Raw genomic sequence first — 26,433 nt, forward strand, 5'->3', positions numbered from 1 at the left:
GATATGCCGCAGGCTGCTCTGATCATTGATGGTTCTGGCTGCGTAATTTGATCCCCAATGTTTTGAGCTTCCGGTAAAGATGGGTGCGTTCCAGTCCCGCGCGCTCGGCAACCCTGGTCATGTTGCTGCTTTCTTGCTCGATGAGTTTCTCGAAATAGTTTTTCTCAAAGATATCCCGCGCCTCTCGTAACGATATGTTGAGTGGAATGTCAGAGATAACCGAGACTGATTCCCGCGAGGAAAATGCCAACGCTTGTTGAACAGCGTCGACCGAGATCTCGTCGCTGGTGCAGGTGAACGCCAATGAATGTACGATGCTGGTCAACTGCGCCAAGTTGCCTGGCCAGTCATGGTTGCGTAAGGCATTGAGGGCCGCAGTGCTGAAATGCAGCAGCGGGACTTCCCCCGATTCAATGAGATCCGAGAGCAATTGATTGGCCATTTCCGGAATGTCCTCGCGATGGGCTCGCAAAGGGGGAACGGTAATGCAGAGATTATTGAGTATCTCGAATAATTTAGGGTGATAAGCGCCTTGCGCGGTCAGTTCAGCCAGCGAGCGCGTGGTGGCGCAAACCAGTCGAACGCTATATTGATCAAGCTTGCTGAGCAACAGCAGCAGTCCTTTCTGTTCCAGTTTGCTGAGCTCTCCGATTTCACCGAGGAAAAGTATGCCGCCTTTTGCCTGTTCGAGTTGGCCAAGCGGATTGTCCACCAGAAAAGCGCATGATTCCGGTGCTGCCCAGGTGGTGTTGGGGCGATGCAGAAAGCGTGCGCAATACTCTACGCCAACACCTGGTTCGCCTGTCAACAGCACGGGCGCTTTCAGATTTTCCACCTGCTCGAGTTTCTTCCTGAGTTCTGTGATCAACCCGCTGCGGCCAAGACTTGCCAGGGAGAGTGTCGAAACAGACTTGTGCTGTCCGCTGCGCAACACTTGCCCGACTGTGCTGAGTAGCTTTTGTAATGGAATGGGTTTCTCCAGGTAGCCAACCGCACCGATACGGGTGGCTTCGACAGCGGTGTCGATGGTGCCATGTCCAGACATCATGACGACCGGCATGGTCAGGAAGCCCGTGTTGGCCCAGTCCTTGAGCAGGGTGATACCATCCGTATCCGGCATCCAGATATCCAGCAAGACCAAATCTGGGCGCATCTGGCTGCGGCAATTCCTGGCCTGTTCCGCATTTTCCGCGAGGGCTACGTTATAACCCTCATCTCCCAGAATTTCAGATAATAGCTCACGTATTCCCAGTTCATCATCCACAACGAGAATTGTGTTATTAGCCATTAGTCAGTCACCCTCTTCATATTACTGGAAAATAAATTTTCTTGGTTGTGCCTTGTCCGTGGCAGCGGGAAATTCAAGCCGGATACCTCAGTTGATTGCCAGTTCGGGCATTAGCTTGATGGACGCTTTTTTCTCGCAAGTGCTTTATATCGTTGTCGGTTAAGCATTCTTAATATGTCATGTATACCATATTTGGCGTCATTGGCCGTTGGATTGTGCCTGGATAATAGCGGGGTTTTGTGTTGTGGTGTGTCTTTGAGTTTTCATCGATTACAATTTTCTGCCGGGTTTGAGATTCATGACATTTATGTCATCACCGATCCTGATGCTACATGCGCACTGTCGTGCAATAATGCTGGCAAAATTATCGCGACCTTGGCGCCCTGCGGCTGGATATTATCGATTTGAATTGTACCACCGTGCTCATCAATGATTTTCTTGACAATAGGCAGCCCCAGTCCGGTTCCTTTTGGTTTTGTTGTGACATAGGGTTCGAATGCATGCGCTTCAACTTGTTCTGAAAAGCCCTTGCCGTTATCTATCACACTGAGCTCGATTCCGTTACCTTTTCGTTCTGTCCGCACTGTGATGCTGGCGTTCTCTGTTGCGGCCAGGGCATCCTGTGCATTTTGCAGCAGATTGTGTATGACTTGCCGTAACCGGGCGGGATCCCCTCTGACGGGGGTGAGTGCGCCCGATAATTCCATATGGATGCGTGGCTGAGAGGCGCCGCCTGCCTCGTTGTCGGCGGTTTGATAAAGCGCAAGTACTTCGCGCACCAATCGATTAATGTCTATCTGGCACAATTCAAGCTCGGGTACCCGCGCATATTCCCTGAATTCATTGACCATTTTTTTGAGCGCTTCAACCTGATTGACAATGGTTTCAGTTGAACGCTTTAAAATCCTGGCATCTGGCTCATCGAGCTTGTGGATCAATTTATGTTGCAACCGTTCTGCGGAAAGTTGGATCGGTGTCAATGGGTTCTTGATTTCGTGAGCCAGGCGGCGCGCCACTTCTCCCCAGGCTACGGTACGCTGTACCTGCAGCAGGCTTGTGATGTCATCGAAAACCACGACGCCACCACTTTCAGAGGTTTGGGGCAGGTGCGAGCCCCGTAGAAGCAGTATTTGTTCCTTGTTTGCGCTGAAATGCATGACTTGGCGCTGCCATTCGCCGGATGTTTCTGTATCGAAGCCGTTTCGGATCTCGCTGGCTAGCAGCCGCAATTTAGGCTCCTGTTCGGCGCATTCTTCGATCGTCAATCCTTCGAAATTGACCAATGGAATCTGCAGTATCTGTTCGGCGCTTTGATTTACGGCACGCATGCGTAGCGCTTCATCGAACACAATTACGCCCGATGACAAGTTGCCCAGGATGCTTTCCAGATAGGCGCGTGCATTCTCTACTTCCTGTTGATTTTGTTGTGCGATGGTGCGAGCAGTGGCAAGTTGCTCTGTCATCAGGTTGAACGACTCGGTCAGCACGCCGAACTCGTCTTTGCTCTGCACCTGATGGCGTCGGCTGAAATCGCCCTGTGCCACGGCACGTGTGCCATCTGCCAATTGCCCTAGAGGCGCGCTCAGTTTTTCGCTGATCAGGAATGCAGCGGTTAGGGCAGAGAACAGGGCGAGCAGTAGTGCCAGCGTGAGGGTGACGCTATATAGCCTGGTCAATCCCTGGCGGGACAGCATCAGCTCCTGATAATCGCTATATCCAGCCTGAACGGTTTCGGCATTGTCTGCCAGCGATTGCGGCACCCGCTGCAACACTTGCAAGACCCGGATGTCCTCTTCTTGGCTGAGTACATTAACTGGAACGAGCACGCGCAAATAGAGCGTATTGTCTGCCAGCGACTCGATCGCACGGTAATTTTTTTGCATCCGGATATGCCGCATCGCTTCGATATTGGGGATTTCCGGAAACAGAACGGCATCGTCCATGCTGGTGAAGGCGATGATTTTCCCTTCCTGGTTGAATAGAGTGGCCTCTTGTATCTGTGACTGGATCAGGAGCTGATTCAGGACCGTCAGCGGCAAGGATGTGGATTCAGCCAGGGCCAGTGCGGCAGCGTGCGCCTTTTTTTGTAACTCTTCCAGCAAGTTGTCGAGCACAGTCTGGCCCAGGTTCAGCCCGCCTTCAAGCGCCCGGTCAACCTTGACATCAAACCAGGATTCGATGCTTTTTTCCAGGAACTGGACCGAGACACCATAGATCAAGACCCCAGGCAAGGTCGCCATCAGAGAAAATACTATCAACAACCGAAGCGCCAGCCTCGATCCGAAAATGCCGGTCTTGAGCCTGCGCCGCAGCCGCCAGAGCAGAAAACCGACAACGCCGATCAGGAATAACAAAAAGACTACGATGAAAACGATCAGCCAGCGATAACGGCGTTCGAGGAACTCGGTATTGGCCCCAGCCGTGGCTAGCAGATACAGCATGGCAATACTCAGGCCTGCCACGATGCCGATTACGTACTTCATAAACTGATTCTAATCGTCAATTTCTTCGTTTATTTCGTCGGATAGTGGCGGGAATCTGATCTCCCAGACTTTTTTCCTGGAGCTCAGATTCCAATCTTGCGAATCGAACCATTCTAGTTGAAAAGGTTTGGATAAACGCGAGACATCCAGCCATATCTGCAAAGTGGCGACATGTTCTTCGCCCTGCCTGAGCGAGACATGTTCTTCAACTGGGATATCGTACTGGCTACCGAGTGCATGCAAGGCATCTGTCAGTGTTGCAAAGCCTTGCAGTTGTGTGTGGTGAATCAGGCGGTATTGCCGGGTCAGGGCGTGGTAACTCAATCCAATGCGCTCCTTGCTGCGGGCAACTTCTTCATCCCACCAGAACCAGCGTGGTTTCATGACCGAAAAGCGGGTCACGAAAAAAAGCTCGACCCCTTTCTCCAGGGCTTCTTGCAAGGTTTTGTTCAGGACAATCTCAGCTTCGACATCAATCAAGTAGCCTTCAGCCGATTGCTTGAGGTTGACTGATTCGATTTCTATATATCCCTTGTCACTTGCAAGCGTGACGAAGGGCAACAAGATCGCCAGCAGCAGAATTACCAAACCTTGCCATAACCGGAAGACGCTGCCGGGCCTGTCAATTTTTCTGAAGCAAGGCATAAAAAAAACCATCGTGACGGGTGCTCGGCAGTAATTGACCATGGTGAATGATCGTCTCATGCGTGCAGGGCAAGGCGCGGGCATCTTCGTGATCGGAGAGAAATTCTGTTACCAGTAAGTTGTTTTCTTCACTAAATATGGAACAGGTTGCATACAGTAGTTTGCCTCCCCGGCATAGCAAAGGCCATAATTTGCGCAGCATTATCCTCTGCGTTTGTGTAAAGGTTTCTATGTCACCGGGTCTTCTGAGCCATTTGATGTCTGGATGACGATTGACCACACCAGATGCCGAGCATGGCACATCTGCCAGTATTCTGTCGAATAATTGGCCGTCCCACCACTGCGAGGGTTCGAGCGCGCTGCCGCAAATCAGCTGGTAATCGGGCATTTTCAGCCGCGTGAAATTTTCCTGGAGCATGGTAAGCCGTTCTGCATGTTTGTCCATGACTGTCAGTTTTATGTCTGCCAGTTCCATGAGATGCGTGCTCTTGCCGCCGGGTGCCGCGCAGGCATCCAGCACCCGCATGCCTGCGCCCACGTCCAGCAGTGGCGCGGCGAGTTGCGCGCCCGCATCTTGCACGCTGACAAGACCCTCGGCAAACCCCGGTAGTTGTTCAACGGCTACTGGCCGAGTAAGCCTTAGCGCACTTCCCCAGAGCCATTCCGAATCGATTGCGCATGCCTGAAGCCGGGCTTGGTAATCGCTGACCGTGATCTGCTTTTGATTGACGCGCAAGGTCATTGGCGGGTGCTGGTTGCCTGCAAGAAGGATGCCTGCGTAATGTTGCGGGTACTGTTGCCGCAGTTTATCGATCCACCACTGTGGATAAGCGTATCTGGCTGTTTCGTCTTGTTTGGTTTGGGCCAGCAGCATTTCTTGCTGACGTATGAAATTGCGCAAGATGGCATTGACTAAGCCCGAGGCACCTCGGTTGCCGGCAAGCATGCGCGCGGATGAAGCGGCATGGTTCACGATGGCGTGAACAGGGGCTTTGCTATAGTTGAGTTGATACAAGCTGACGAGCAGCAGGTAGTGGAGGCGTCTGTCCGGCAATGGCTTGTGCAGCAAGGATTGGAGGAGGGTGTCGAGCTGACTGTAATAGCGCAGCACGCCGTAGGTCAGATCCTGAATCGCGCCCCGCTGCTGACTCGACAGCATGGTGTTTTTTCGCCAGGTTTCCCGCAATACCCCTGTCAGATTGGCGCCAGCCAGAACGTTCCCAATGGCATTGACAGTCAGCAGCTGGGTCTTAATCATATGCTGGCGCGGGTTCAGTCATTGTGCAGCCACAGCGAAACAAGCGCCAGGTCGTATGTCATGGCCTGCTAGAAATTGTGCGGCAGAAAGTTTTTTTCCGCCGGCCTTTTGCAGTATTTCGATGCGCAGCGCATCCTGGCCGCACGCGACAATCATACCGGTTTCGCCCGCAGCGAGGATTTCACCTGCCTGGCCCGAAATGGTTTTGACTATCTTGGCCTGCCAGAGTTTGATCAGGTCGCCCTGTAGATGGGTGCATGCACCCGGACCGGGGTTGAATGCCCGAATCATGCGGTCAATGTGGGCGGCATCCTGTCCCCAATCAATTTCCGCTTCGTTTTTCCGGATTTTGGATGCATAGCACGCGCCTGCTTCGTTTTGCTGAGTGGATTGCAATGCGCCGCGATCCAATAACGTCAGCGCTTCGGCAATGCTTTTTCCGCCGAGCTGGGCGAGTTTGTCGTGCAAGGTTGCCGAGGTGTCCCGCGGTGTAATGGTAACCGCGTGCTGCAGGATAATTGCGCCGGTATCAAGCCCTTGATCCATTTGCATGATGGAGATGCCTGTTTCCTGGTCGCCTGCCAGGATCGCCCGCTGGATAGGGGCGGCGCCACGCCAACGCGGTAGCAAAGAGGCATGAATGTTGATGCAACCATGTCGAGGGATATGGAGCACAGCTTCCGGCAACAGCAATCCATACGCGGCCACAACCATGACATCGGGCGCCAATGTTTTGAGTTGCGCCTGGATGTCCGGTGACTTCAAGGTTTCCGGCTGCAGCAGCTGAAGAGCATGCTGCTGCGCCAATAATTTGACCGGACTGGCTTGCATTTTCATGCCGCGGCCAGCAGGACGATCGGGTTGGGTCAGTACGAGTATGATTTCGAAGTGGGCTGCCAGCAGCGCATCCAGGGCTGTGGCAGCAAAGACCGGGGTGCCCGCAAAAATGATTCTCATGAATAATGCCCATTATGAATGCATGCACGGATTATCATGGCCGATCTTGGGTTACGATAAAGCAATTTGTCTGCGTGCCTGTTTCTTTAATTTGTTCAGAATGCGTGACTGTTTGAATGGCGACAAGTATTCGACGAATACTTTGCCCAGCAGATGATCCATTTCGTGTTGAATACAGACTGCCAACAAACCCGTTGCGTTCAATTCAAATGATTTGCCATCAATGTCGGTCGCCTGTACGGTGACTTGTTCGGCCCGAGTCACCTTGTCGAAGATGCCTGGTACCGATAAGCACCCTTCCTGAAATTCAGATTCTCCGCTGCTGGCAATGATTTCGGGATTGATCAGCACCAGCAGCTGGTCACGGGTTTCGGAGACATCGATGACGATTATCCGCTGATGCACATCGACCTGGGTTGCAGCAAGACCGATTCCAGGTGCGGCATACATGGTTTCAGCCATGTCCTTTACCAGTGTGCGGACCGGCTGTGTGACTGCCGGGACGGTTGCCGCGATCTTGTGCAACCTTTCGTCGGGGTACTGGAGTATTTTTAGAATTGCCATGACAAACCTGCGTAAATCAAAGACTAAAACCGGAAGGGACGTTTTATCATCATGCATGGGTCGGACGATGACCGACTGTCCTTGTGTTTGTGTCAGCCGTCCAACTGTTCCGGCCGCTATGCCGGAAACGCACATATGTGAGTGATCGCACGCCTGCTGAGTCTTCATGGAGATAAAGACCTCCCATGCGTAATTGGACTATTATATCCGTGATTTTGTTTGCCAGTTTGTTTTCTGACGCATCGCCAGCCGCAGCCGGGTCCGTGTTGCCAGCACTCGCATCTGCCAGTCATGTCTTGATGTCTCATGCCGGCAGGCTGTGGCGTGTCGCTGCTTACCGGCCCGATTCTGTGGGAGGCGCCTTGCTTGCGCAGGCTGGACCCAACCATGCTGCGGCAATTCCGCAGCATCCGGCAACGATCAGGCTTTCACCCCGAATCCGTACCGAGAAGTCTGCCGTACAAGCGACTCCCAGTATTCCGTTGGCCAAGATTGCTCCTTTTCTGAGTCAGCCGTTGGTGATCGGCGAGCATGCCCTCGAACAGGCACCGGTCATCCTGGGTTCGGGCGATGGCCGGGTAATTCTGAGCGCCGGTGACAGGATTTATGTGGGAGGACTGCCGTCCGATCAGGGCGGGGTTTGGCAGATTTTTCGTGCCGGGAAGGTGCTGATTGACCCAGACCGCAATGATCGTTTCCTTGGTCATGAGGCCGTTTATCTGGGCAGTGCCGAGGTCATTGAATTTGCGGCCGTCAGCACGGTCAAATTGTTGCATTCAGTACGTGAAATTCTGCGAGGCGATCGCCTGGTGCCAGCTGTCGCTGCCAAGCCGCCTGATTATCCGCTGCATGCGCCTGATCTCCCTTTATCCGGGCGTATCATCTCGGTTTATGATGGCGTCAATGAGATTGGAGAGAATGCGATCGTGACGCTCAATCTGGGTGTGGAGGATGGCATCAAGCCAGGTCATGTGCTCGCTGTAAACCGGAAAAGTGAGGCGCGTTTGCATGCAGGCGAGTGGATGCGTCTCCCGGATGAGCGCATAGGTCTGGTTTTGGTTTTTCGCGTGTTTGATAAAGTCTGTTACGCTTTGGTCATGCAAAGCACGCAGGTGATCAAAGTGATGGATAGCGTCAAATCCCCCTGACAAGGTGGCGGAAAATTACTATACTCGCGGTTTTTTGGTATTTCACCCTGAAGATTGCTGGCTTCCGGTTAACCGTTAGGGAATCAATATCTCCATTTAATGCGGATCAATCAGGATATCGAGTTTTGGCTGCGTCTCGGTCTGACTGAAGGCGTGGGTGGCAAGTCTATCCGTCAGCTGCTGACCGCTTTTGGAAGTCCGGCCGAGATTTTTGCTGCGGATCTGGGTGTGCTTGAACGTGTCGTGAAAAGACCCATCGCCGCCCGTATATTTCATCGCAAGACGGACGAAGAAAAACTCGCCAGGACTCTCGAGTGGCTGGAAGATCCGCTCAATGCACTCATTACTTTTGCTGATCCTGACTATCCGGGGCTGTTGCTCAATATACCCGACCCGCCGCCCATTCTCTATTTCAAAGGCCAGCGTAAACTGCTGGCTCAGCCAGCGTTGGCCATGGTTGGCAGTCGTAATGCAACGCCACAAGGCTTGGCAAATGCCGAGGCGTTCGCCGAGGCGGCCAGCAGTGCCGGATTCTGTGTGCTGAGCGGCTTGGCGCAGGGGGTCGATGCCGCCGTGCATCGAGGCGGATTGCGTGGCTGTGGTTCCAGCATGGCGATTGTCGGCACTGGCCTGGATATTGTTTATCCGGCGAAGAATCGTGAGCTGGCTCATCAATTGGCCAAGGAGGGTGCGCTCATCTCTGAATTTCCCTTGGGCGTGCCCGCCATGGGAAAAAATTTTCCGCGCAGGAACCGTATTATCAGTGGCATGTCACACGCGTGCCTGGTGATCGAGGCGACGCTATACAGCGGATCGCTCATTACTGCTCGGTTGGCTTTGGAGCAAGGACGTGAAGTCATGGCGATACCCGGTTCCATTCATTCGCCTTTATCCAAGGGATGCCATGCGCTGATCAAGCAAGGCGCAAAACTGGTTGAAAGCATTCAAGATATCCTGGATGAATTGAATTGCCAGCCACGCTTGCCGGCTGATTTTTCTGCGGGCGGTAGCGAGACGGTGCAGGCAGAGGCCTGCGGCCATGATGATACTGCTTTGCTTGTGCATCTGGGTTTTGATGCGACGGATATCGATACGCTTTGCATACGCAGCGGCTTGACGGCCGAGACAGTATCCGCCATGCTATTAAACTTGGAACTGGAAGGGAGAATCGGTGCGCTGCCTGGGGGGCGATATCAACGCATTCGTTGACAGGGCTGCGACTCAGGTCGCTCAGCAGGCGCTCGGTGCTTCCGCTCCCTTGATTTTTATGAGATTAGTGGTCCAAGAAAGCGTCCGGCAGGAAGCGCTTGGGCCTGACTTCGAAGTGAATGCAATTCCAGGAATGGAAGCAGATATTTAATAGTCGCTGGGCAAACTATGTTTGATATTCTTGTTTATTTATTCGAAAATTATTTTGAGACTGGTAACTGCCCGGATCCCGCAACATTGACGCGCAAGCTGTCGATGGCTGGTTTTGATGACGAAGAAATAACACTGGCATTGGACTGGCTTTCGGATTTCTCTGGCCAGGATGAAAATCGTTATCCAGCTGGTTTGGCTGAGAGCAATTCTATACGCTATTTTACGCCCCAGGAAATGGAAATTATCGATACCGAGGGGCGTGGTTTTATTCATTTCCTTGAACAAGCGGGTGTGATCAATCCCCTGCAGCGCGAATTGTTGATTGACCGGGTGATCCGGATGGATGGCGATACTTCCAGTCTGGAGAAAATAAAATTGGTGGTATTGTTCGATCTCTGGATCCAGAATCAGTTGACGGATCGAAATATCGTTGAGCGGCTGTTCGTGGTCAGTGATTCCCATTATCGACATTAAGCGCCTGAATAAGAGTCGCATTTCCTAAATCCGTTCATGACTGGTGGTCCGGCTATAAGGTTGATTATCCAGCCAGTCCGCTGGATTCGCCTGATTCCATAAGTTACATCGCGGTTCTAACACGCCCTCAACAATCAACGTTTACAGCAACCTGACGCCTTCCTATGAGCAAACAACTGATCATCGCCGAAAAGCCTTCCGTTGCCAATGATATTGCACGCGCGCTGGGCAATTTTACTAAGCATAATGACTATTATGAGAATGATGAGTATGTCTTGTCTTCCGCAATTGGGCATTTACTCGAACTGGTTGTGCCGGAAGAATATGAAGTCAAGCGGGGGAAATGGAGCTTCGATCACCTGCCGGTCATACCGCCACGCTTTGACCTGGCGCCCATTGAGAAGACTTCGGCACGCTTGAAATTGTTAAGCAAACTGATCAAGCGCAAGGATGTCGATACGTTGATCAATGCCTGTGATGCCGGCCGGGAAGGCGAGCTGATTTTTCGTTATATTGCTCGTCATGCTGGCAGCAAGAAGCCGGTTAAGCGGCTATGGCTGCAATCCATGACGCCGGCTGCCATTCGAGAGGCTTTTGCGAGCTTGCTGGAAGACAGCGAGGTCCAGCCTCTGGCGGAAGCTGCGGTCAGCCGCTCCGAGTCGGACTGGTTGGTAGGGATCAATGGTACCCGGGCCATGACCGCATTCAATTCTCAGGAAGGTGGATTCCACAAAACAACAGTTGGTCGCGTGCAAACACCGACGCTGGCGATACTCGTCGAGCGCGAGGAAGCGATCAAGAAATTTGTGCCCAGGTCCTACTGGGAAATCCACGCGGCTTTCTTGGCGGATGGGGGTGCCACCTACAAGGGAAAATGGTTCGATGAAAAATTCACCAAGCGTAAGGATGAGCCAGAAACCAGAGCGGACAGGTTGTGGGACCAGGCCAAAGCCGAAGCAATCCGGGACAAGTGCCAGGGGCAGCCTGGTATCGTTTCAGAAGAGAGCAAGCCTGCCAAGGAAAACTGTCCGCTGTTATATGACTTGACCAGTTTGCAACGAGATGCCAACAGTCGCTTCGGCTTTTCCGCCAAGGTGACGTTGGGGCTTGCTCAGGCGTTATACGAAAAACATAAAGTGTTGACCTATCCGCGTACGGATGCCCGTGCACTGCCTGAGGATTACCTGGCAACCGTCAAGGAGACGTTGCAGGCGCTTGAAAAATCACGCTACGGCCAATTTGCCGGGCAGATTCTCAATGCCGACTGGGTTAAACCCAATAAGCGCATCTTCAATAATGCCAAAATTTCCGATCACTTTGCGATCATACCGACCGCGCTTGAGCCCAAGAAGCTCAATGAGGCTGAGGAAAAACTCTATGACCTGGTCACCAAACGTTTTCTGGCAATCTTTTTCCCAGCTGCCGAGTTTCTGATTACGACCCGCATTACCCGGGTGGAAGACGAGCCCTTCAAGACGGAAGGTAAAGTCATGGTGCACGCAGGCTGGCAGGCTGTTTACGGTAAAGCTGAAGCAAGCCAGGGTGGTGAGGATGACTCGGTATTGACAGCGGTTGCGCTGGATAAGCCCGTTACGGCAAAAGAAATGCATGTCGTGGCCAATCAAACGCGCCCTCCTGCAAGATACAATGAATCCACCCTGCTGTCGGCCATGGAAGGTGCCGGAAAATTGGTGGAGGATGAAGAGTTGCGTGCGGCCATGAGCGCTAAGGGATTGGGGACGCCAGCCACCCGTGCTGCCATCATCGAAGGGCTGATTCTTGAAAACTACATCCAGCGTGCGGGACGGGAGTTGCAGCCGACAGCCAAGGCATTCTCCTTGATTACCTTGTTGCGTGGGCTCAAGATTCCTGAATTGATTTCGCCTGAATTGACGGGCGATTGGGAGTTCAAGCTGCGCCAAATAGAACAGGGTCAGCTCAAGCGTGACGCATTCATGGAAAAAATTGCTGCCATGACGCGCCATATCGTCGAGCAGGCCAAGAGCCATCGAGGCAAGACAATCAGTGGGGATTTTGCGACGCTCAAGGTACCTTGTCCGAAATGTGGTGGAGTGGTGCAGGAGACGTATAAAAAATTCCAGTGCCAGCAATGCGATTTTGCGTTATGGAAAATTCTGGCCGGGCGGCAGTTTGAAGTAGGGGAGATGGAGGCCCTGATCTCCACACGCGAGATCGGACCATTGTCCGGGTTTCGTAGCAAAATGGGGCGCGCATTTAATGCCATCATCAAGCTTACGGACGAACTCGAGATGAAATTCGACTTTGGCAACGAGGATGACAAGACCCAGGAGGAAGTTGATTTTTCGGGCCGGCAGGCACTCGGCAAATGCCCTCAATGCGGCCATTCAGTATATGAGCATGGTCTTTTCTATATTTGCGAGAAGGCTGTGGGAGCGCATCCTACCTGCCAATTCAAAACCGGCAAGATTATTCTCAACCGGCCTATCGAGGTTGAGCAAGTGGTTAAGCTGCTACAAACAGGCCGAACCGATCTGCTGACCAAATTCATTTCCAAGAAAGGGCGTCCATTTTCTGCCTATCTCGTGATTGGAACAGAGGGTAGGATCGGGTTCGAGTTCGAGCAAAAAAAGGCTAAGGGCAAATCAACCGATACTGCCCTTAAAGCCAAGAAAGTCACATCCTGACGAGGTTGAGCAACCCCTCTCCGCTCTGTGTCCAGGATTTTTTATTAGTGATCCCATGTCTGGGCGGAGGGATGCATGCAACGCTCATGCCCGAAACCGTTGGGGGGAGGGGCTGGTGTGCTGTGGTAAATGACGTCAGCATGGATCAGGCATAAGTATGGATGACATATCGAACGATTCCTGACATGGCGGCGATAAGAATTGATAGGCTCGCTATGACAGCTACCCCTTCGATTAGGAGAAAAGTAAAGGCCTGGCCGAAACTGGTGTATTCCACTTCTCCTGATTCGTTACGTCGACGGTCTTTGCGAACTTTAATCCAGTGAAGGATCATGCAAACAAACGGAATTGCCAGGATAGAATAGAGTAATGTTGATAATGAAGAATCTTCCATTGATCGACCTCGCTTTTGAGTATGATAAAATTAAAAAACTAATCAAAGGTGCATTGCATTGTATTTGACTTGCTTCAATTTGGCAGATCAGTCTGCATGAATATTATAATAAAACTTTGAAGATCCAGTTGATTATGTGAAGCGCGGAAGTGCTGGTGCCAGACGAGAACGGGTACCGTGAAATGGCACCCATTTTCCAAAGCGTTGCAGAGCCGCTCCCCAAATGATGGTCTTCTCCATAAAGTAGAATAATTGAATATGAATGAATACTCGGGGATGAGCGTGTCGATTTGCTCGGCCAGTGCCCACTCAAGTTTTTTGGCGAAAATATGAATAGCAATCTGATGCAGTTGACGCGCGGTAAGTTCCTGGGTGTATCTGACAAACAGTTAAGAAGCAAGCAGCCGCTAATTGAAAACCGCCTGCCCATTGTCCAATTATCGATTTATGAACTGGCTTGATCTCCCGCTGGTCCGCCAGGTGCGGGGTGTTGTCCAGTTGCCCGGTTCGAAAAGCATATCCAATCGCATTCTCTTGCTGGCAGCTCTTGCTGAAGGCGCTACCTTAATCAGAGGGCTGCTGGCATCTGATGATACCCAGCAGATGCTGGCGGCCTTGGAGCGATTGGGTGTGAATATTGCGCCTGTCGATCAAGAGGGATTGCGTGTTGAAGGATGTAAGGGGGTATTCCCGGTCAAGGAGGCCGAGCTGTTTCTGGGGAATGCCGGAACGGCTTTCCGTCCTTTGACCGCTGTGCTGGCATTGATGCAGGGACATTATCATCTTTCCGGTGTGCCGCGCATGCATGAACGCCCCATCGGGGATCTGGTCGATGCCTTGCGGCAAGTCAACGCAGCGATTAGCTATCTTGGTCAAGAGGGTTTCCCTCCTCTTGAAGTGCATCCAGCAACGATTCGACCTGCGGATATTTCCATCAAAGGCGATATTTCCAGTCAGTTTCTGAGCGGGTTGCTGATGGCACTGCCGCTCACGGGCGAAGCGATGGCGATTACTGTCAATGGCAACTTGATTTCCAAGCCTTATGTGGAACTGACCATGGCACAGATGGCGCGCTTTGGTGTGCGGGTCGAACACACCGCCTGGCAGCATTTTGTTTTACCGGCTGGCCAGGTTTATCGCAGTCCTGGAGAGATCATGATCGAAGGTGACGCCTCTTCAGCCTCCTATTTTCTTGCTGCGGGAGCCATTGCCGGCGGACCGGTACGGGTGGTGGGCGTGGGCAAAAACAGCAGCCAGGGAGATATCCGCTTTGTCGAAGCGCTCGAAGCAATGGGAGCGCGGATTGAGATGGGGGAAGACTGGATTGAGGCCTCGGCGCCGCCTCCCAGAGCTACTGGCAAGGCCCTGCATGCAATTGATTTTGATTGTAATCATATCCCCGATGCCGCCATGACGCTGGCTACGACCGCCTTGTTTGCCGAAGGCACAACCACACTCAGGAATATTGCCAGCTGGCGAGTCAAGGAGACAGACCGGATCGCGGCCATGTCGAACGAACTGCGCAAATTGGGCGCACAGGTTGAAAGCGGCGAAGACTTTTTGCGTGTGACACCGCCGGACGGGCCGTTGACCAGTCATGTCGATATTGATACTTACGATGACCATAGAATGGCGATGTGTTTTTCCTTGGTGTCGTTGGGCGTACCTGTACGCATCAACGACCCGGCCTGTGTGGCCAAGACTTTCCCGGATTACTTTGAGAAGTTTTCGAAGATCGTGCACCAGCACGCCGCCCAGGCATGAGTTGCTGAGCCGTTCATGCCTGTTTGTCGATTATCGTCTGCCGCCATCCTGGTTTATGACCCAACACCGCGTCGCGTTTTGAATGATGCATGGGCATTCATTCGGAAATTTCCTGGATTGATCAATCATCTATGCAAGTACCCTATAAAATGAACGATTCTGCCGTACCTGTCATTACGCTGGACGGCCCCTCCGCCTCCGGGAAGGGTACGATTGCTCGTCTCGCGTCACAAGCGCTTGGATTTCATTATCTCGACAGTGGCGCGCTCTATCGTCTGGTTGCATTGGCAGCCATGCAGGCCAATGTGGATGCCCATGACGAGCAGCGATTGGCTGATATCGCTCTCCATCTGGATGTCGTTTTCAGCGATACGTCGGTCTGGCTGGACGGTAAGAATGTCGGCGATGAAATTCGCGCCGAATCCTGCGGGGAGTTCGCTTCCAGGATTGCGCACTTGCCGGCGCTCAGAGCCGGATTGTTGGATCGCCAGCGTGCCTTTCGCAAACCTCCCGGACTGGTCGCCGATGGGCGTGATATGGGGTCGGTGGTTTTTCCCGATGCAGTGCTCAAAATATATCTGACTGCGAGTACCGAGGAGCGCGCGCATCGACGCTATAAGCAGTTGATGGACAAAGGAATAAGTGCTAATATCGAAAATCTGCTGCAAGCGCTGCGAGAGCGTGACGAGCGCGATAGCAATCGTGCTTTGTCCCCTTTGCAGCGGAGTGGAGATGCAAAATTATTGGATACGACTTGTCTGACTATCGAACAAGTTGTCGACAAAGTGTTGGAAATGTACGCAGAAACCAGAGACAAAGCATCAGGTGATGCTTGACACTCGATAAAGCATGAAGTTGTTTGATTTGAGGGTCATGGCTGAAGTTGCCTGAGAGGTTGTGGATCAAGCTGCCCTGTCAGTTTCTTCATTTATTTTTAACTTAACTAACCCATCCCCTGTTGTTGCGCGGGGATATTATTTACGATCAGGTATTTTTTTATAATGACTATTGCTACCAACGAAACGGCTTCCTCTGAAAGTTTTGCCGAACTCTTTGAAGAAAGTCTTTCCCGCAAGGAAATGCGGCTAGGAGAGGTGATTACTGCTGAAATTATTCGTGTTGATTATAATTTTGTAGTGGTGAACGCCGGACTCAAATCAGAGAGTTATATCCCAATAGAAGAATTTAAAAACGATAAAGGCGAAATCGAGGCGAAGGAAGGCGATTTTGTGAGTGTGGCCATTGAAGCACTCGAGAACGGCTACGGAGAAACCCGCTTGTCACGGGATAAGGCAAAACGCCTGAGCGCTTGGTACGATCTGGAAGCGGCCATGGAGCAAGGAACGATCGTGACCGGCATGGTCAATGGCAAAGTCAAGGGTGGTCTGACCGCCACCATCAATGGCATCCGCGCTTTTCTGCCCGGTTCTCTGGTGGATATTCGTCCCGTCAAGGATATGACGCCTTATGAAAACAAGGAGATGGAATTCAAGGTGATCAAGCTTGACCGCAAGCGTAACAATGTGGTCGTGTCGCGGCGCGCAGTGCTGGAGGAAACCCAGGGAGCAGACCGGGAAGCGTTGCTGGCGAGCTTGCACGATGGCGCCATTGTGCATGGTATTGTCAAGAATATTACCGACTACGGTGCATTCGTTGATCTCGGTGGAATAGACGGATTGTTGCATATCACCGATATCGCATGGCGTCGCGTGAAACACCCAACCGAAGTGGTCAATGTCGGTGACGAAGTGACCGCCAAGGTGCTGAAATTCGATCAGGAGAAAAACCGGGTTTCTCTGGGGATGAAGCAGCTGTCAGAGGATCCATGGATTGGATTGTCCCGGCGCTATCCTCAAGGTACCCGCTTGTTTGGCAAAGTGACCAACATGACCGATTACGGGGCTTTTGTCGAAATCGAGCAAGGCATAGAAGGACTGGTGCATGTTTCGGAAATGGACTGGACCAACAAAAATGTCTATCCATCCAAGGTCGTTCAGTTGGGTGACGAGGTGGAAGTGATGATACTCGAGATCGATGAGGATCGTCGGCGCATTTCGCTGGGCATGAAGCAATGCAAACCCAATCCATGGGAAGAATTTGCCCTGAATCATGAGAAAGGGGACAAGGTCACCGGTCAGATTAAATCGATTACGGATTTTGGTCTGTTCATAGGATTGCCGGGCAATATTGATGGTCTCGTGCACTTGTCTGATCTTTCCTGGACTCTGCCAGGCGAAAAGGCCATTGGCGAATTCAAGAAAGGGGATGAAGTCGAGGCCGTCGTGCTGTCGATCGATGTCGAGAAAGAGCGTATTTCGCTGGGAGTCAAGCAGCTGGAAGGCGATCCTTTCACCATCTATGTCGCATCGCATGACAAGAACAGTATTGTCAAAGGCACCGTGAAATCGGTCGATGCCAAAGGGGCGGTCATTGCCCTGACCGATGAAGTGGAAGGCTATTTGCGTGCATCTGAACTGTCCCGAGATAAAGTTGAGGATATCCGTTCTCAAGTCAGTGAAGGGAACGAGATCGAAGCGATGATCATCAACATCGATCGTAAGAACCGCAATATCAACTTGTCTGTGAAATCGAAAGTTCAAGCAGAAGAGGAAAAAGCAGTGAAGGCCGTGACTTCTGCGCCACCACCTGCGCATGCGGGGACTACCAATTTGGGTGCCTTACTTAAAGCCAAGATCGACAGCAAAGCCTCAGAGGAACAATAAAGACTAGACATGACGAAATCTGAACTGATTTCAAGGTTGGCAGAGCGTTTTCCTCAATTACTGGCCAAAGATGCTGAGTTGGTTGTCAAAATCATACTTGACGCAATGGCCAGGAGTCTTTCCCGGGGAGAGCGGATCGAGATTCGCGGATTTGGTAGCTTTGATCTTAATTACAGGCCTGCGCGCATCGGCCGTAACCCCAAATCAGGCGAGAAAGTGCATGTGCCTGAGAAGTATGTACCACATTTCAAAGCTGGGAAAAAAATGCGCGAGCTGATAGACGCCAACTACAAGAAACAAAGCGTGCCAGACCGGGCTGCCAGCTGAACGGCAGGCAAGGCCTGATCTGTTCATGTGGCTGGTGTTGATGAGCCCGGGGAAGTCATCCTCCTGAGGATGGCACTGAAGGGTAAGTGTAGTCGATTCAGTATGAGATAGATTCCCCTTTTCTATCATAGGCGATAGAAAAGGGGAGGTGTGCAGTGCAGTGCTTCTTGCCATGAATGCATCCCTGTTGCTGGGCCGGTGCTGTAGTTTATTATTATGAGCTTTCTCTAAAATAATGCGCATATTCGCTACCCTTTTACGTTTGGCCATTTTTCTGCTCCTGCTGAGTTTCGCGGTAAAAAACTCTGAAATGGTGACGATTCAATATTATCTGGGGATAGAGTGGGAGCTACCCATGATCATCATTCTTTTTATTTGCTTCACTGCGGGCACCATTTTTGGTTATTTCTCCTGTCTTCTGCAGAAACTCTACAAAAAACAGTGATGCTGTGATATTTGTATGAGTGATCCGCGCATCATCGTTGCACTGGATTTCCCTGATCCTGCTCAGGCTTTGGCACTGGCCGCCCAGCTCGACAGCCGTCTTTGCCGGGTAAAGGTAGGTAAGGAGCTGTTCACGCTAGCTGGCCCACCGTTGATCGAGAAGTTGATGACGTTGGGTTTTCAAGTGTTTCTGGATTTGAAATACCATGACATCCCCAATACTGTTGCAGCCGCTTGCCGAGCTGCTTCGGGTTTGGGTGTATGGATGATCAATGTCCACGCGCTGGGGGGGCGAAAAATGATGCTTGCTGCCCGGCAGGCCCTGGATGGGAGGGCAACCAAGCTGATCGCCGTCACATTGCTGACTAGCCTGCGTCACGACGATCTGAATGAGATCGGCATACATGAAGCTCCTGAGGTGGTCGTGCTTCGCTTGGCAGTACTTGCACAGCAATGTGGGCTGGATGGTGTGGTGTGCTCTGCTCTGGAAGCGGCGCAACTGCGGGTATCTTTAGGCAGCGGCTTCTTGCTGGTGACGCCGGGCATTCGAACGGCAGCGGATAATCTGGACGACCAGGCCAGAGTTGCTACCCCCTCGGCAGCGATAGCCAATGGGGTTGACTATTTGGTTATTGGCAGGCCCATTACCCAATCACCCGACCCACTCGATGCGCTCGAACGGTTGAATCATGAAGTGGCATGCGTCAGTGAGCGGTGAGGTGTGAGTGTCATAACGAGGTGCCCCCAAATGTATTGCGGCCGCCATGTATTTGCCTGGCCCGGCTGTAATCACCTGGAAAGTTAGCTACTAAATTACTATCGAATTTCGCTTGTTTTCTGGCAGTCCTTTGGCAGTTAGCTTGAAGAGCTTCTGAAGCGCCCAGTCCTGTTTGGCCAGCAAGCTCGTGATCAGGATCGAGGTTTTAACGCTGCGGCGCGAGATCTTGACTTGCGAGCCTTCGGTAAAATCACGTTTTTGGTTGATTTTATTCAGGGTCAGGATAGCCATGCCGATTGCCCACAAACAAAAACGGCGAATACCCGTTTCCTCAGGTGGAATCAGACAGGTGTAGGCCAGGGCGTTTTGTAGATGATGCCTGGCAATACCGATTAAAACTCCCAGACCGTTATGAAAGCCTGGGTCAGAACAGCCTGGCTCCAGATTGTTCAGGTCAAAGCCTTCCTGCAAGAAAATATCTTGCGGGAGCCAACAGGCCCCACGCTTCCTGTCTTCCCAGATATCCTTCAGGATATTGGTCATTTGCAATCCCTGTCCAAATGATACAGACAGTGCCATCAGGGCGGGTTTGCTATGGTTGATTCCGGGCGAATAATCGCAGAATAATTCTGTTAGCATTTCACCTACGACACCTGCGACATGATAGCAATAACGATCCATGGCAGCCAGATTTTCAAGGCCGGCAAGTGATTCTGCTTGCTGGTATGCGACCATGCCGTCACCCATAATGCGGATGCAGCGTTCCAAGGCGCGACGCTGGGCCGGATTGAAGCTATGAGTGATGCGTATGACCGCAGGTGTATGCTTGATGAGTTCATGTTCCGCTGGAATGGTATGCTTGGAAAGCAACGGATATAAAGTTTGGGCAAAGGTTTCAGCTTCCACCTCGCCGTTGACTACCGCGACAAACATCTCTGCAAGCTGGCGGGTTTGTTCAGATGACAACGCATTGTCATCCTCGACGGTATCGACGATGCGGCATAATAGATAGGCGTTGCCGATGACTTGGCGTAGCGCGGGCGGCAATTGGGGAATCGTCAGCGCAAAGGTACGCGATACGCCTTGCAGGATATGTTCCTGGTATCGCATATCATCGAGTGTCGCAATTTTAGGCATGATCGGGAAATTATTGGAAAATATCAGGGCAGCAAATTTTCCAGGGCATATAAATATTCAATCGGCTCACGGGCCCTGATAAGGTGAGCGGTATGGCCGTCTACCATCACTTCGGCAACACGGGGGCGAGTATTGTAATTCGAACTCATGCTCATTCCATAGGCGCCGGCGGACATGATAGCCAATAAATCATTTTGCTCAAGTGTCAGATGGCGATCTTGTCCCAGGAAGTCGCCCGTCTCGCAAACAGGCCCGACAACTTGGTAGCTAGCGCTTGTGCCAGGTCGGTTCGCGACTGGCAATATTTCATGATAGGCATGGTACAAGGCAGGGCGTAATAAATCGTTCATGGCGGCATCAACGATTGCAAAGTTACGCGCAGGGGTGTGCTTGAGGTATTGCACCTGCGTCAACAGCAGGCCTGCCTGACCGACCAGCGCGCGCCCTGGCTCGATCAGCAGCCGCAGCGGGGTATCGCCAACAGTGGCGGAGAGCGCCTTGACGTATTCCGTTATCGTGGGGGGGGATTCTTGCTGATAGCGTATCCCCAGTCCCCCGCCAAGATCGAGGTGATCAATAGCTAAGCCTTGTGTCTTCAGGCGTGCCAGCAAATCGAGCATTTTGCGGGCGGCCTCGATGAATGGAGCAATTTCGGTCAGTTGTGAGCCGATATGACAATCCAGTCCTTTGGGTTGAATATGCGGCAATTGCTTGGCCAGTGCATAGATCCGTTCGGCTTCGGTCGCTGGGATGCCAAATTTATTTTCCTTGAGGCCAGTCGAGATATAAGGATGTGTGTTGGCATCGACATCAGGATTAATGCGTAAACTGACCGGTGCGATTTTTCCCATCCGGCCGGCGATCTCGTTCAGGACGATCAATTCCATTTCCGATTCGACATTGAAGCAAAAGATGTTTGCAGCCAGTGCCGATTGAATTTCCTCGCAGGTTTTGCCTACGCCTGAAAAGACAGTTTTCTGCGGATCACCGCCTGCCTTCAATACTCGCTCCAGCTCTCCACCAGAGACGATGTCGAAACCACTGCCCAATCCTGCCAACAGATTGAGAATGGCGAGATTGGAGTTGGCCTTAACGGCATAGCAGATCAGATGATCGTGATTACCGAATGCATGGTCAAAGGCCTGATAAGCCGAAGTGATGGCCGCGCGTGAGTAGACGTAGCAGGGGGTGCCAAATTCGGCAGCAATGTCTGCCAGCGAGACCGATTCGGCAAAAAGCTGATCCTGGCGATAGCAGAATGGAGTCCTATCGTTCATGACTGCCTCTGCGCATTCTTGGCAGGATCTTCCTGGGGCAGATACAGCGGTCCTTTGTGACCGCAGGCGGTCAACAGCAAAGGCAGCAAAACGGCAAGAGCCAGCGTGCGCATGCAAATAGGTGAAAATATCAAGGATGGATGAGTCATATATGTCATGAAACGATTGATTGCCTGGTATGCCTGCAACAGAAATGGCGATTCTATTCGTCCGCAGGCGTAAATTGGAAAATAGTGATGGCTATCAAAGGACGGTATCTGATCGCCGATTACTGATATCAGAGCGGTTGGAATGTTGGGCCTGACTGATGCTGCGGACCAGCCACTCTGTCAATTCGCTGGCCAGCTGGTCGCTGAGCCATATAAAAGCTTTGACAGCGCCTGCCGCATCGGCGGTTTCTGTCGATCCGGCAAGTGAAAAATTGCGCTGCGCCACGATAGATTGGGTCTTTCGCTCAAATAAATGGGCCCGCCATCCTATCATCACCTGACTGCTGTGCGCCTGCTCAAATATTTGTACAAATTCGCTCAGTTCGATTCTCAACAGATAGCTGGCTGCTGGCAGACCGTCGCTGATGTTACTATCTGTTTCGCCGTGATATGTCGCGATATGCTGCCGAATGCGTTCCGTCAGCAACTTTGCTGGCGGCGCTGCCCAGCGGCTGTTGGCATAGGCATAGGTTTGTGCCGGATCATGGTAAGCCAGACGGTAGCGAATGGCTTGGGTATCCAGCCAGACTGGCGCCGAAATTTCTGCAAGCTGTATGATTGGGTGTAGAGGCAGTGAAACTTGCGGTTGTGGCTGGGGCATCGGTCCCAGATCATAGGTCGAGACCGGGGGCAGCGCTTTGGGTGTCAGTGTACACCCGGCAAGCAACAGTGCGACAAGATATTTCTTCATTGTCAATTTGACTGGGGTGGCAAGAATCCCGCTTCGCCTGGTCCGGGCTGGGCCGGAGGTTTGCCGAATATCAGGCTCTGCGGTTGATTTTCCAGCGAATGCAGCAGCTGATTGAGGGTCTGCGTGCTTTGTGTGATGGCTGAGCTGGTTTCCCTCAGGCTGGTGAGTGTTTCCGCCATTTCCAGTGAGCCGTGGGTGATGCGATCGGCTATGCCTCCTTGTTGGTTGATTTTTTGTAAGGCCTGGCCGACATCTCCCAGTATTTTCTGGGTGTGTTTGAGCGTCGTGAGGCTCTCGTTTGTGAGCTGCGGCAGCGCCTGGATATCGGTCTGAAATTGCAGGACAAAATCATCGTAATGCTGGATCGTTCTGGCCAGATTGCCAAGAATATCGCCGATATGGGCCTGGTTCTGCTCGTTCAACAAACTGTTCATGCGTTTGATCGCTTCATTCGAGTTTCTCAGCACCTCCTCCAGTGAGTCGGAGAGGGTCTTGATGAGCGACAATCTCAGGGGAATGTGCATGCCGGGTTCCAGATCGCCAACCCCGATTTCAAGAATGTCATCGTTGAGCTCGATATAGGCTAAACCCGTAATGCCCTGACTGGCAAGCTGTGCATAGACATTCTGAGGCAGCGTGACCTGATTGCTGACGGCGATGCGCACGATGATGTTGCGCATGTTTTTGACGTCGAAATAAATATCCTCGACTTTTCCGACATTCACGCCACGGTAACGAACCGATGCCTCCGGGTTCAATCCGGATACCGATCCACCTTCCGAGATCACAAAATAGTGATCGTAGGTGATACTTTCGCTGCTAAACCATTTTACTGCCATGGCCAATGCAGCGCTCAGCAGGATGACGAATAGGCCGGCTGCAAACGCATGTGCGCGGTTCTCCATTATGTCCCTCCTGAATAAATGGCCAATCTCGCGAAATTACTTGACCTGCCTGGCAGTCGGTCGATTTTCGGCAATGAGTTGCTCGGTCAGATGTGGGGCGATGATTTGCAGAAGCTGTACAAAAATCTTTGGATTGCCTGCTACCACTTGCCCGCTTTTCAGGAAGTGCTCATTGCCCTCCAAGTCGCTGACCATGCCGCCTGCCTCGAGAATCAGTAGACAGCCAGCCGCCATGTCCCATGGCGCCAGCCCCATTTCCCAGAAACCATCGTAGCGGCCCGCCGCGACATACGCAAGGTCCAGCGCTGCGGATCCTGGACGGCGGATGCCGGCAGTTCTCGGAATGACATCCTTGAACATGGCCAAATAGGCTTCCATATGGGTGAAATCGCGAAATGGGAATCCGGTGCCGATCAACGATTCGCCCAATTGCGTGCGTTTAGTGACGCGGATACGATGGTCGTTGAGGAAAGCGCCCCCGCCGCGGCTGGCGGTGAACAATTCGTCCATCACTGGATCATATACCACCGCTTGTGATAGCACGCCCCGGTGCAGCAGCGCGATTGAAACTCCGTATTTGGGAAAGCCATGCAGAAAATTAGTAGTGCCATCCAGCGGGTCGATGATCCACTGATACTCTGATTTGCTTGCGTCTCCGCTGTTGCCGCTCTCTTCTGCTAGAATCGAATGATCTGGGTAAGCATCCAGCAATGTTTTGATAATTGCTTCTTCTGCAGCGCCATCCACTTCGCTGACAAAATCGCTGTGGGCCTTGCGTGTGACAGTCAATCGCTCCAGGTTCTGGGAAGCGCGATTGATGATACTGCCCGCACGACGTGCAGCTTTCACTGCGATGGTAAGCATGGGGTGCATGTTGAAGTATTCCAATTAAAATCTATAAACAAAAGGTCATTATTCTAATATGAATCCAGTTTCACCGCTCGACAATGTCCGGATTGTGCTCAGCCATACCAGCCATCCAGGCAATATCGGCGCGACTGCCCGGGCCATGAAAACCATGGGCTTGAGTAAGCTCTACCTGGTTAATCCCAAGCGTTTTCCGGACAGCGAAGCGGATGCGCGCGCATCCAACGCGCGCGATATACTGGGATCTGCCCAGGTTTGTACCCATCTGGATGAAGCGGTCAGAGACACCCATCTGGCTGCAGCCTTGACTGCTCGTCCACGCGATCTGCCGCATCCAACTCTGAGCGCCAGACAGGCAGCCATGGCGCTCGTACGGCAAGCACGGCAGCAGCCGGTTGCCTTGCTGTTTGGCCGTGAGAGTGCGGGCCTCACTGCCTCTGAGATCAGTCAGTGCCAACTGACCGTGCAGATTCCGGCAAATCCCGCCTATTCGTCGCTCAACCTGGCAGCTGCCGTTCAGATTATGGCTTATGAGTTGCGTATGGCGCTTGATGAGTCGGTGATGCATTCCGCTGCCCGTTTGCCGGAACTGGCCAGCTTGCATGAAGTTGAAGGATTTCACCGCCATTTGGAGCAAATCATGATCACGAGTGGATTCCTCGATCCCAAACAACCCAAGCGGCTCATGCGCCGCATGCGCCGCTTGTTCGCACGTACCCGCCTGGAAAAAGAGGAAGTCAATATTTTACGTGGCTTGCTGAGCGCCGTCGATGTGCGCAAACCGGACTGAACGCCCCGGACTGATGGGGCGGTCAATGCAAAGCGTTTGTCCAGCGCGCATACCCAATTCACAACGATTGGCGGGGAAATCCTGTGATTTCATAAGTGATGCCATCTTCATGACGTCCGGTTGTGCCGCGCTGTGAGCTGAAATAAAGCCTGGAGCCATCCGGACTGAAGGCTGGTCCAGTGATTTCGGAGCGTTTCTGGCCGACGATCTGCAGGAGAGGTTTAATCGTGTGGCCTGATAAAATGACGATTTGCATATTGCCGCCATCTTCGGCTACTAGCAGCTCGCCAGTTTTGTTGGCGGTCAGATTGTCTACTCCGGTTAGCACAGGGGAAGCGTGACGGGCAGCATCGTAAAGAATATCGAGCTGCCGATGTTTCGTATGGTATGCCCATACCCGGTTATCGCCCTTGGTCGTGAAATAAACGACGCCATGCTGGTACCAGATACCTTCGCCTCCGTTGAAGTGCATGGCCTGCGCGACCTGTTTGCGGGTTGCCTGCAGGATGGCGGCCGGATCGGGTAACCGTTGCCACTGAACCCTCTTTCCGTGACTGCCGGCCAGTGCCTGCATCACTTCAAGATATCCATCATCCAGGACCGGTGTGCCGCTGGCGTCAAATTTGTTGGCGGTATAGCGGTACAGGCAGCCATCCGGCTCATCTTCGGTCAGATAAAGCTGCATGCTGTCGGTATCAACCGCGACAGCCTCATGCTTGAATCTTCCCAGTGCTGTGCGGATGATGGCGGGTTGTGTGCCGAATGGATCGCATTCCCAGACATGGCCACGTTTCGTTTCTTCACAGGACAGCCATGTTCGCCAAGGCGTGGCGCCGCCGGCGCAATTGAGTGTGGTATGACTCAGAATCGGATAGGCGTCAATCAGTTGGCCTGTATGGTCGAAATGCAGGGCACCGGCACCGCCAGTCTTGTTTTTCATTTCGCTGTTGGAGACATAAACCCAGCCGCCGTTCTGCGAGGCAAAGGCCGCGCCCCCATCCGGTGCGGCATGCCAGCGATAGCCAAACAGGTCATCGCCAGATCTGGCAATAATGCGTGAAGCGAAGCCGGCAGGCAGACGGACCCCGTTGGCATCCGGCGCTTGAAGCGGACCGATAGCGGCCAATCTGTTTGGCGCTGCCTGGCCGCTGATTGGAAACAGAAAGGGGGCAATCATCAAGCCCCCCAAGCCCGCCGCTCCCAGTTCAAGCAATCTGCGGCGACCTGAATTAAAGTGAAGATCATTCGTAACTATTCAGCGTATTCTTTCTCTCAGTCATTCTGCAACATAAAATCAGGCAGTTTCCCAGCGAAGAGCAGGGAAAGCGCCTCGGAAGCAGAA

General features: G+C 52.4%; 25 protein-coding genes. 11 read left to right on the forward strand and 14 right to left on the reverse strand.

Annotated features, from left to right (window positions below; translation table 11 throughout):
* Window positions 1–22: 22 nt before the first annotated feature.
* From BLV85_RS06420 to def, 6 genes are all read right to left on the reverse strand, one after another.
* Window positions 23–1,288, reverse strand: a complete 1,266-nt coding sequence (locus BLV85_RS06420; protein WP_090413431.1) for a sigma-54-dependent transcriptional regulator — start codon at window positions 1,286–1,288, stop codon at window positions 23–25.
* A gap of 305 nt (window positions 1,289–1,593) precedes the next feature.
* Entirely contained in the window at window positions 1,594–3,771 is a 2,178-nt protein-coding gene (locus BLV85_RS06425) for a sensor histidine kinase (protein WP_090413433.1), read from the reverse strand.
* 9 nt (window positions 3,772–3,780) lie between these two features.
* Window positions 3,781–4,428 (reverse strand): DUF4390 domain-containing protein, encoded by a 648-nt coding sequence (locus BLV85_RS06430; protein WP_245725110.1) that lies wholly within the window; start codon window positions 4,426–4,428, stop codon window positions 3,781–3,783.
* Entirely contained in the window at window positions 4,394–5,674 is a 1,281-nt protein-coding gene (gene rsmB, locus BLV85_RS06435) for a 16S rRNA (cytosine(967)-C(5))-methyltransferase RsmB (RefSeq protein WP_090413435.1), read from the reverse strand. Before rsmB ends, BLV85_RS06430 begins: the two co-directional genes overlap by 35 nt.
* Before the next feature lie 18 nt (window positions 5,675–5,692).
* Window positions 5,693–6,631, reverse strand: coding sequence for a methionyl-tRNA formyltransferase (gene fmt, locus BLV85_RS06440; RefSeq protein WP_090413437.1), 939 nt, complete (start codon window positions 6,629–6,631; stop codon window positions 5,693–5,695).
* Window positions 6,632–6,682: 51 nt separating this feature from the next.
* Window positions 6,683–7,195: a peptide deformylase gene (gene def / locus BLV85_RS06445; protein WP_090413474.1), complete on the reverse strand. Its 513-nt coding sequence runs from the start codon at window positions 7,193–7,195 to the stop codon at window positions 6,683–6,685.
* Between the two features lie 185 nt (window positions 7,196–7,380).
* On the opposite strand from def, the gene BLV85_RS06450 reads away from it, so the two are divergent.
* From BLV85_RS06450 to BLV85_RS06465, 4 genes are all read left to right on the forward strand, one after another.
* Window positions 7,381–8,343: a hypothetical protein gene (locus BLV85_RS06450; RefSeq protein WP_090413441.1), complete on the forward strand. Its 963-nt coding sequence runs from the start codon at window positions 7,381–7,383 to the stop codon at window positions 8,341–8,343.
* Between the two features lie 99 nt (window positions 8,344–8,442).
* Complete coding sequence (dprA, locus tag BLV85_RS06455) at window positions 8,443–9,552, forward strand: DNA-processing protein DprA (protein WP_090413442.1); 1,110 nt, start codon at window positions 8,443–8,445, stop codon at window positions 9,550–9,552.
* Window positions 9,553–9,720: 168 nt separating this feature from the next.
* Window positions 9,721–10,179 (forward strand): Smg family protein, encoded by a 459-nt coding sequence (locus tag BLV85_RS06460; protein ID WP_090413444.1) that lies wholly within the window; start codon window positions 9,721–9,723, stop codon window positions 10,177–10,179.
* A 164-nt stretch (window positions 10,180–10,343) separates the two neighbouring features.
* Window positions 10,344–12,845, forward strand: coding sequence for a DNA topoisomerase III (locus BLV85_RS06465; protein WP_090413445.1), 2,502 nt, complete (start codon window positions 10,344–10,346; stop codon window positions 12,843–12,845).
* A gap of 145 nt (window positions 12,846–12,990) precedes the next feature.
* Here the strand turns inward: BLV85_RS06465 and BLV85_RS06470 are convergent, their stop codons facing one another.
* Window positions 12,991–13,239 carry a hypothetical protein gene (locus BLV85_RS06470; RefSeq protein ID WP_090413449.1) on the reverse strand — a complete coding sequence of 83 codons (249 nt, stop codon included), beginning with the start codon at window positions 13,237–13,239 and terminating at the stop codon, window positions 12,991–12,993.
* 447 nt (window positions 13,240–13,686) lie between these two features.
* Here BLV85_RS06470 and aroA point away from each other — a divergent pair, with 447 nt between their 5' ends.
* From aroA to pyrF, 6 genes are all read left to right on the forward strand, one after another.
* Window positions 13,687–15,003 carry a 3-phosphoshikimate 1-carboxyvinyltransferase gene (gene aroA / locus BLV85_RS06475; protein ID WP_090413451.1) on the forward strand — a complete coding sequence of 439 codons (1,317 nt, stop codon included), beginning with the start codon at window positions 13,687–13,689 and terminating at the stop codon, window positions 15,001–15,003.
* Between the two features lie 149 nt (window positions 15,004–15,152).
* The gene (gene cmk / locus BLV85_RS06480; protein ID WP_090413476.1) at window positions 15,153–15,839 is read left to right on the forward strand and encodes a (d)CMP kinase; all 687 of its coding nucleotides are present in this window, start codon (window positions 15,153–15,155) and stop codon (window positions 15,837–15,839) included.
* Between the two features lie 165 nt (window positions 15,840–16,004).
* A complete protein-coding gene (gene rpsA, locus BLV85_RS06485) occupies window positions 16,005–17,726 on the forward strand; it encodes a 30S ribosomal protein S1 (RefSeq protein WP_090413453.1) in 1,722 nt (573 codons plus the stop codon).
* A gap of 9 nt (window positions 17,727–17,735) precedes the next feature.
* Window positions 17,736–18,053, forward strand: a complete 318-nt coding sequence (locus BLV85_RS06490; protein WP_090413455.1) for an integration host factor subunit beta — start codon at window positions 17,736–17,738, stop codon at window positions 18,051–18,053.
* A 310-nt stretch (window positions 18,054–18,363) separates the two neighbouring features.
* A complete protein-coding gene (locus BLV85_RS15930; RefSeq protein WP_176973956.1) occupies window positions 18,364–18,498 on the forward strand; it encodes a LapA family protein in 135 nt (44 codons plus the stop codon).
* Between the two features lie 15 nt (window positions 18,499–18,513).
* Window positions 18,514–19,215, forward strand: coding sequence for an orotidine-5'-phosphate decarboxylase (gene pyrF, locus BLV85_RS06500; protein ID WP_090413458.1), 702 nt, complete (start codon window positions 18,514–18,516; stop codon window positions 19,213–19,215).
* A 90-nt stretch (window positions 19,216–19,305) separates the two neighbouring features.
* Here the strand turns inward: pyrF and BLV85_RS06505 are convergent, their stop codons facing one another.
* The 6 genes from BLV85_RS06505 to BLV85_RS06525 all read right to left on the reverse strand — a co-directional run bounded on the left by BLV85_RS06505 (window position 19,306) and on the right by BLV85_RS06525 (window position 24,307).
* Entirely contained in the window at window positions 19,306–20,352 is a 1,047-nt protein-coding gene (locus BLV85_RS06505; RefSeq protein ID WP_090413459.1) for a phytoene/squalene synthase family protein, read from the reverse strand.
* 23 nt (window positions 20,353–20,375) lie between these two features.
* Window positions 20,376–21,629 carry a diaminopimelate decarboxylase gene (lysA, locus tag BLV85_RS06510; RefSeq protein WP_090413461.1) on the reverse strand — a complete coding sequence of 418 codons (1,254 nt, stop codon included), beginning with the start codon at window positions 21,627–21,629 and terminating at the stop codon, window positions 20,376–20,378.
* Window positions 21,626–21,787 carry an LPS translocon maturation chaperone LptM gene (lptM, locus tag BLV85_RS15935; RefSeq protein ID WP_425433788.1) on the reverse strand — a complete coding sequence of 54 codons (162 nt, stop codon included), beginning with the start codon at window positions 21,785–21,787 and terminating at the stop codon, window positions 21,626–21,628. Before lptM ends, lysA begins: the two co-directional genes overlap by 4 nt.
* A gap of 85 nt (window positions 21,788–21,872) precedes the next feature.
* Window positions 21,873–22,529 (reverse strand): ABC-type transport auxiliary lipoprotein family protein, encoded by a 657-nt coding sequence (locus BLV85_RS06515; RefSeq protein ID WP_090413463.1) that lies wholly within the window; start codon window positions 22,527–22,529, stop codon window positions 21,873–21,875.
* 2 nt (window positions 22,530–22,531) lie between these two features.
* Window positions 22,532–23,434, reverse strand: coding sequence for an MlaD family protein (locus BLV85_RS06520; RefSeq protein WP_090413465.1), 903 nt, complete (start codon window positions 23,432–23,434; stop codon window positions 22,532–22,534).
* A 36-nt stretch (window positions 23,435–23,470) separates the two neighbouring features.
* Window positions 23,471–24,307, reverse strand: a complete 837-nt coding sequence (locus BLV85_RS06525) for an inositol monophosphatase family protein (RefSeq protein ID WP_090413466.1) — start codon at window positions 24,305–24,307, stop codon at window positions 23,471–23,473.
* A 49-nt stretch (window positions 24,308–24,356) separates the two neighbouring features.
* On the opposite strand from BLV85_RS06525, the gene BLV85_RS06530 reads away from it, so the two are divergent.
* Window positions 24,357–25,091 carry an RNA methyltransferase gene (locus BLV85_RS06530; protein ID WP_090413468.1) on the forward strand — a complete coding sequence of 245 codons (735 nt, stop codon included), beginning with the start codon at window positions 24,357–24,359 and terminating at the stop codon, window positions 25,089–25,091.
* 58 nt (window positions 25,092–25,149) lie between these two features.
* Here BLV85_RS06530 and BLV85_RS06535 read toward each other — a convergent pair whose 3' ends face one another.
* The gene (locus BLV85_RS06535; RefSeq protein WP_090413477.1) at window positions 25,150–26,268 is read right to left on the reverse strand and encodes an alkaline phosphatase PhoX; all 1,119 of its coding nucleotides are present in this window, start codon (window positions 26,266–26,268) and stop codon (window positions 25,150–25,152) included.
* Between the last annotated feature and the right edge of the window lie 165 nt (window positions 26,269–26,433).

The organism is Nitrosomonas halophila, assembly GCF_900107165.1.
GTDB classification, from domain to species: Bacteria; Pseudomonadota; Gammaproteobacteria; order Burkholderiales; family Nitrosomonadaceae; genus Nitrosomonas; species Nitrosomonas halophila.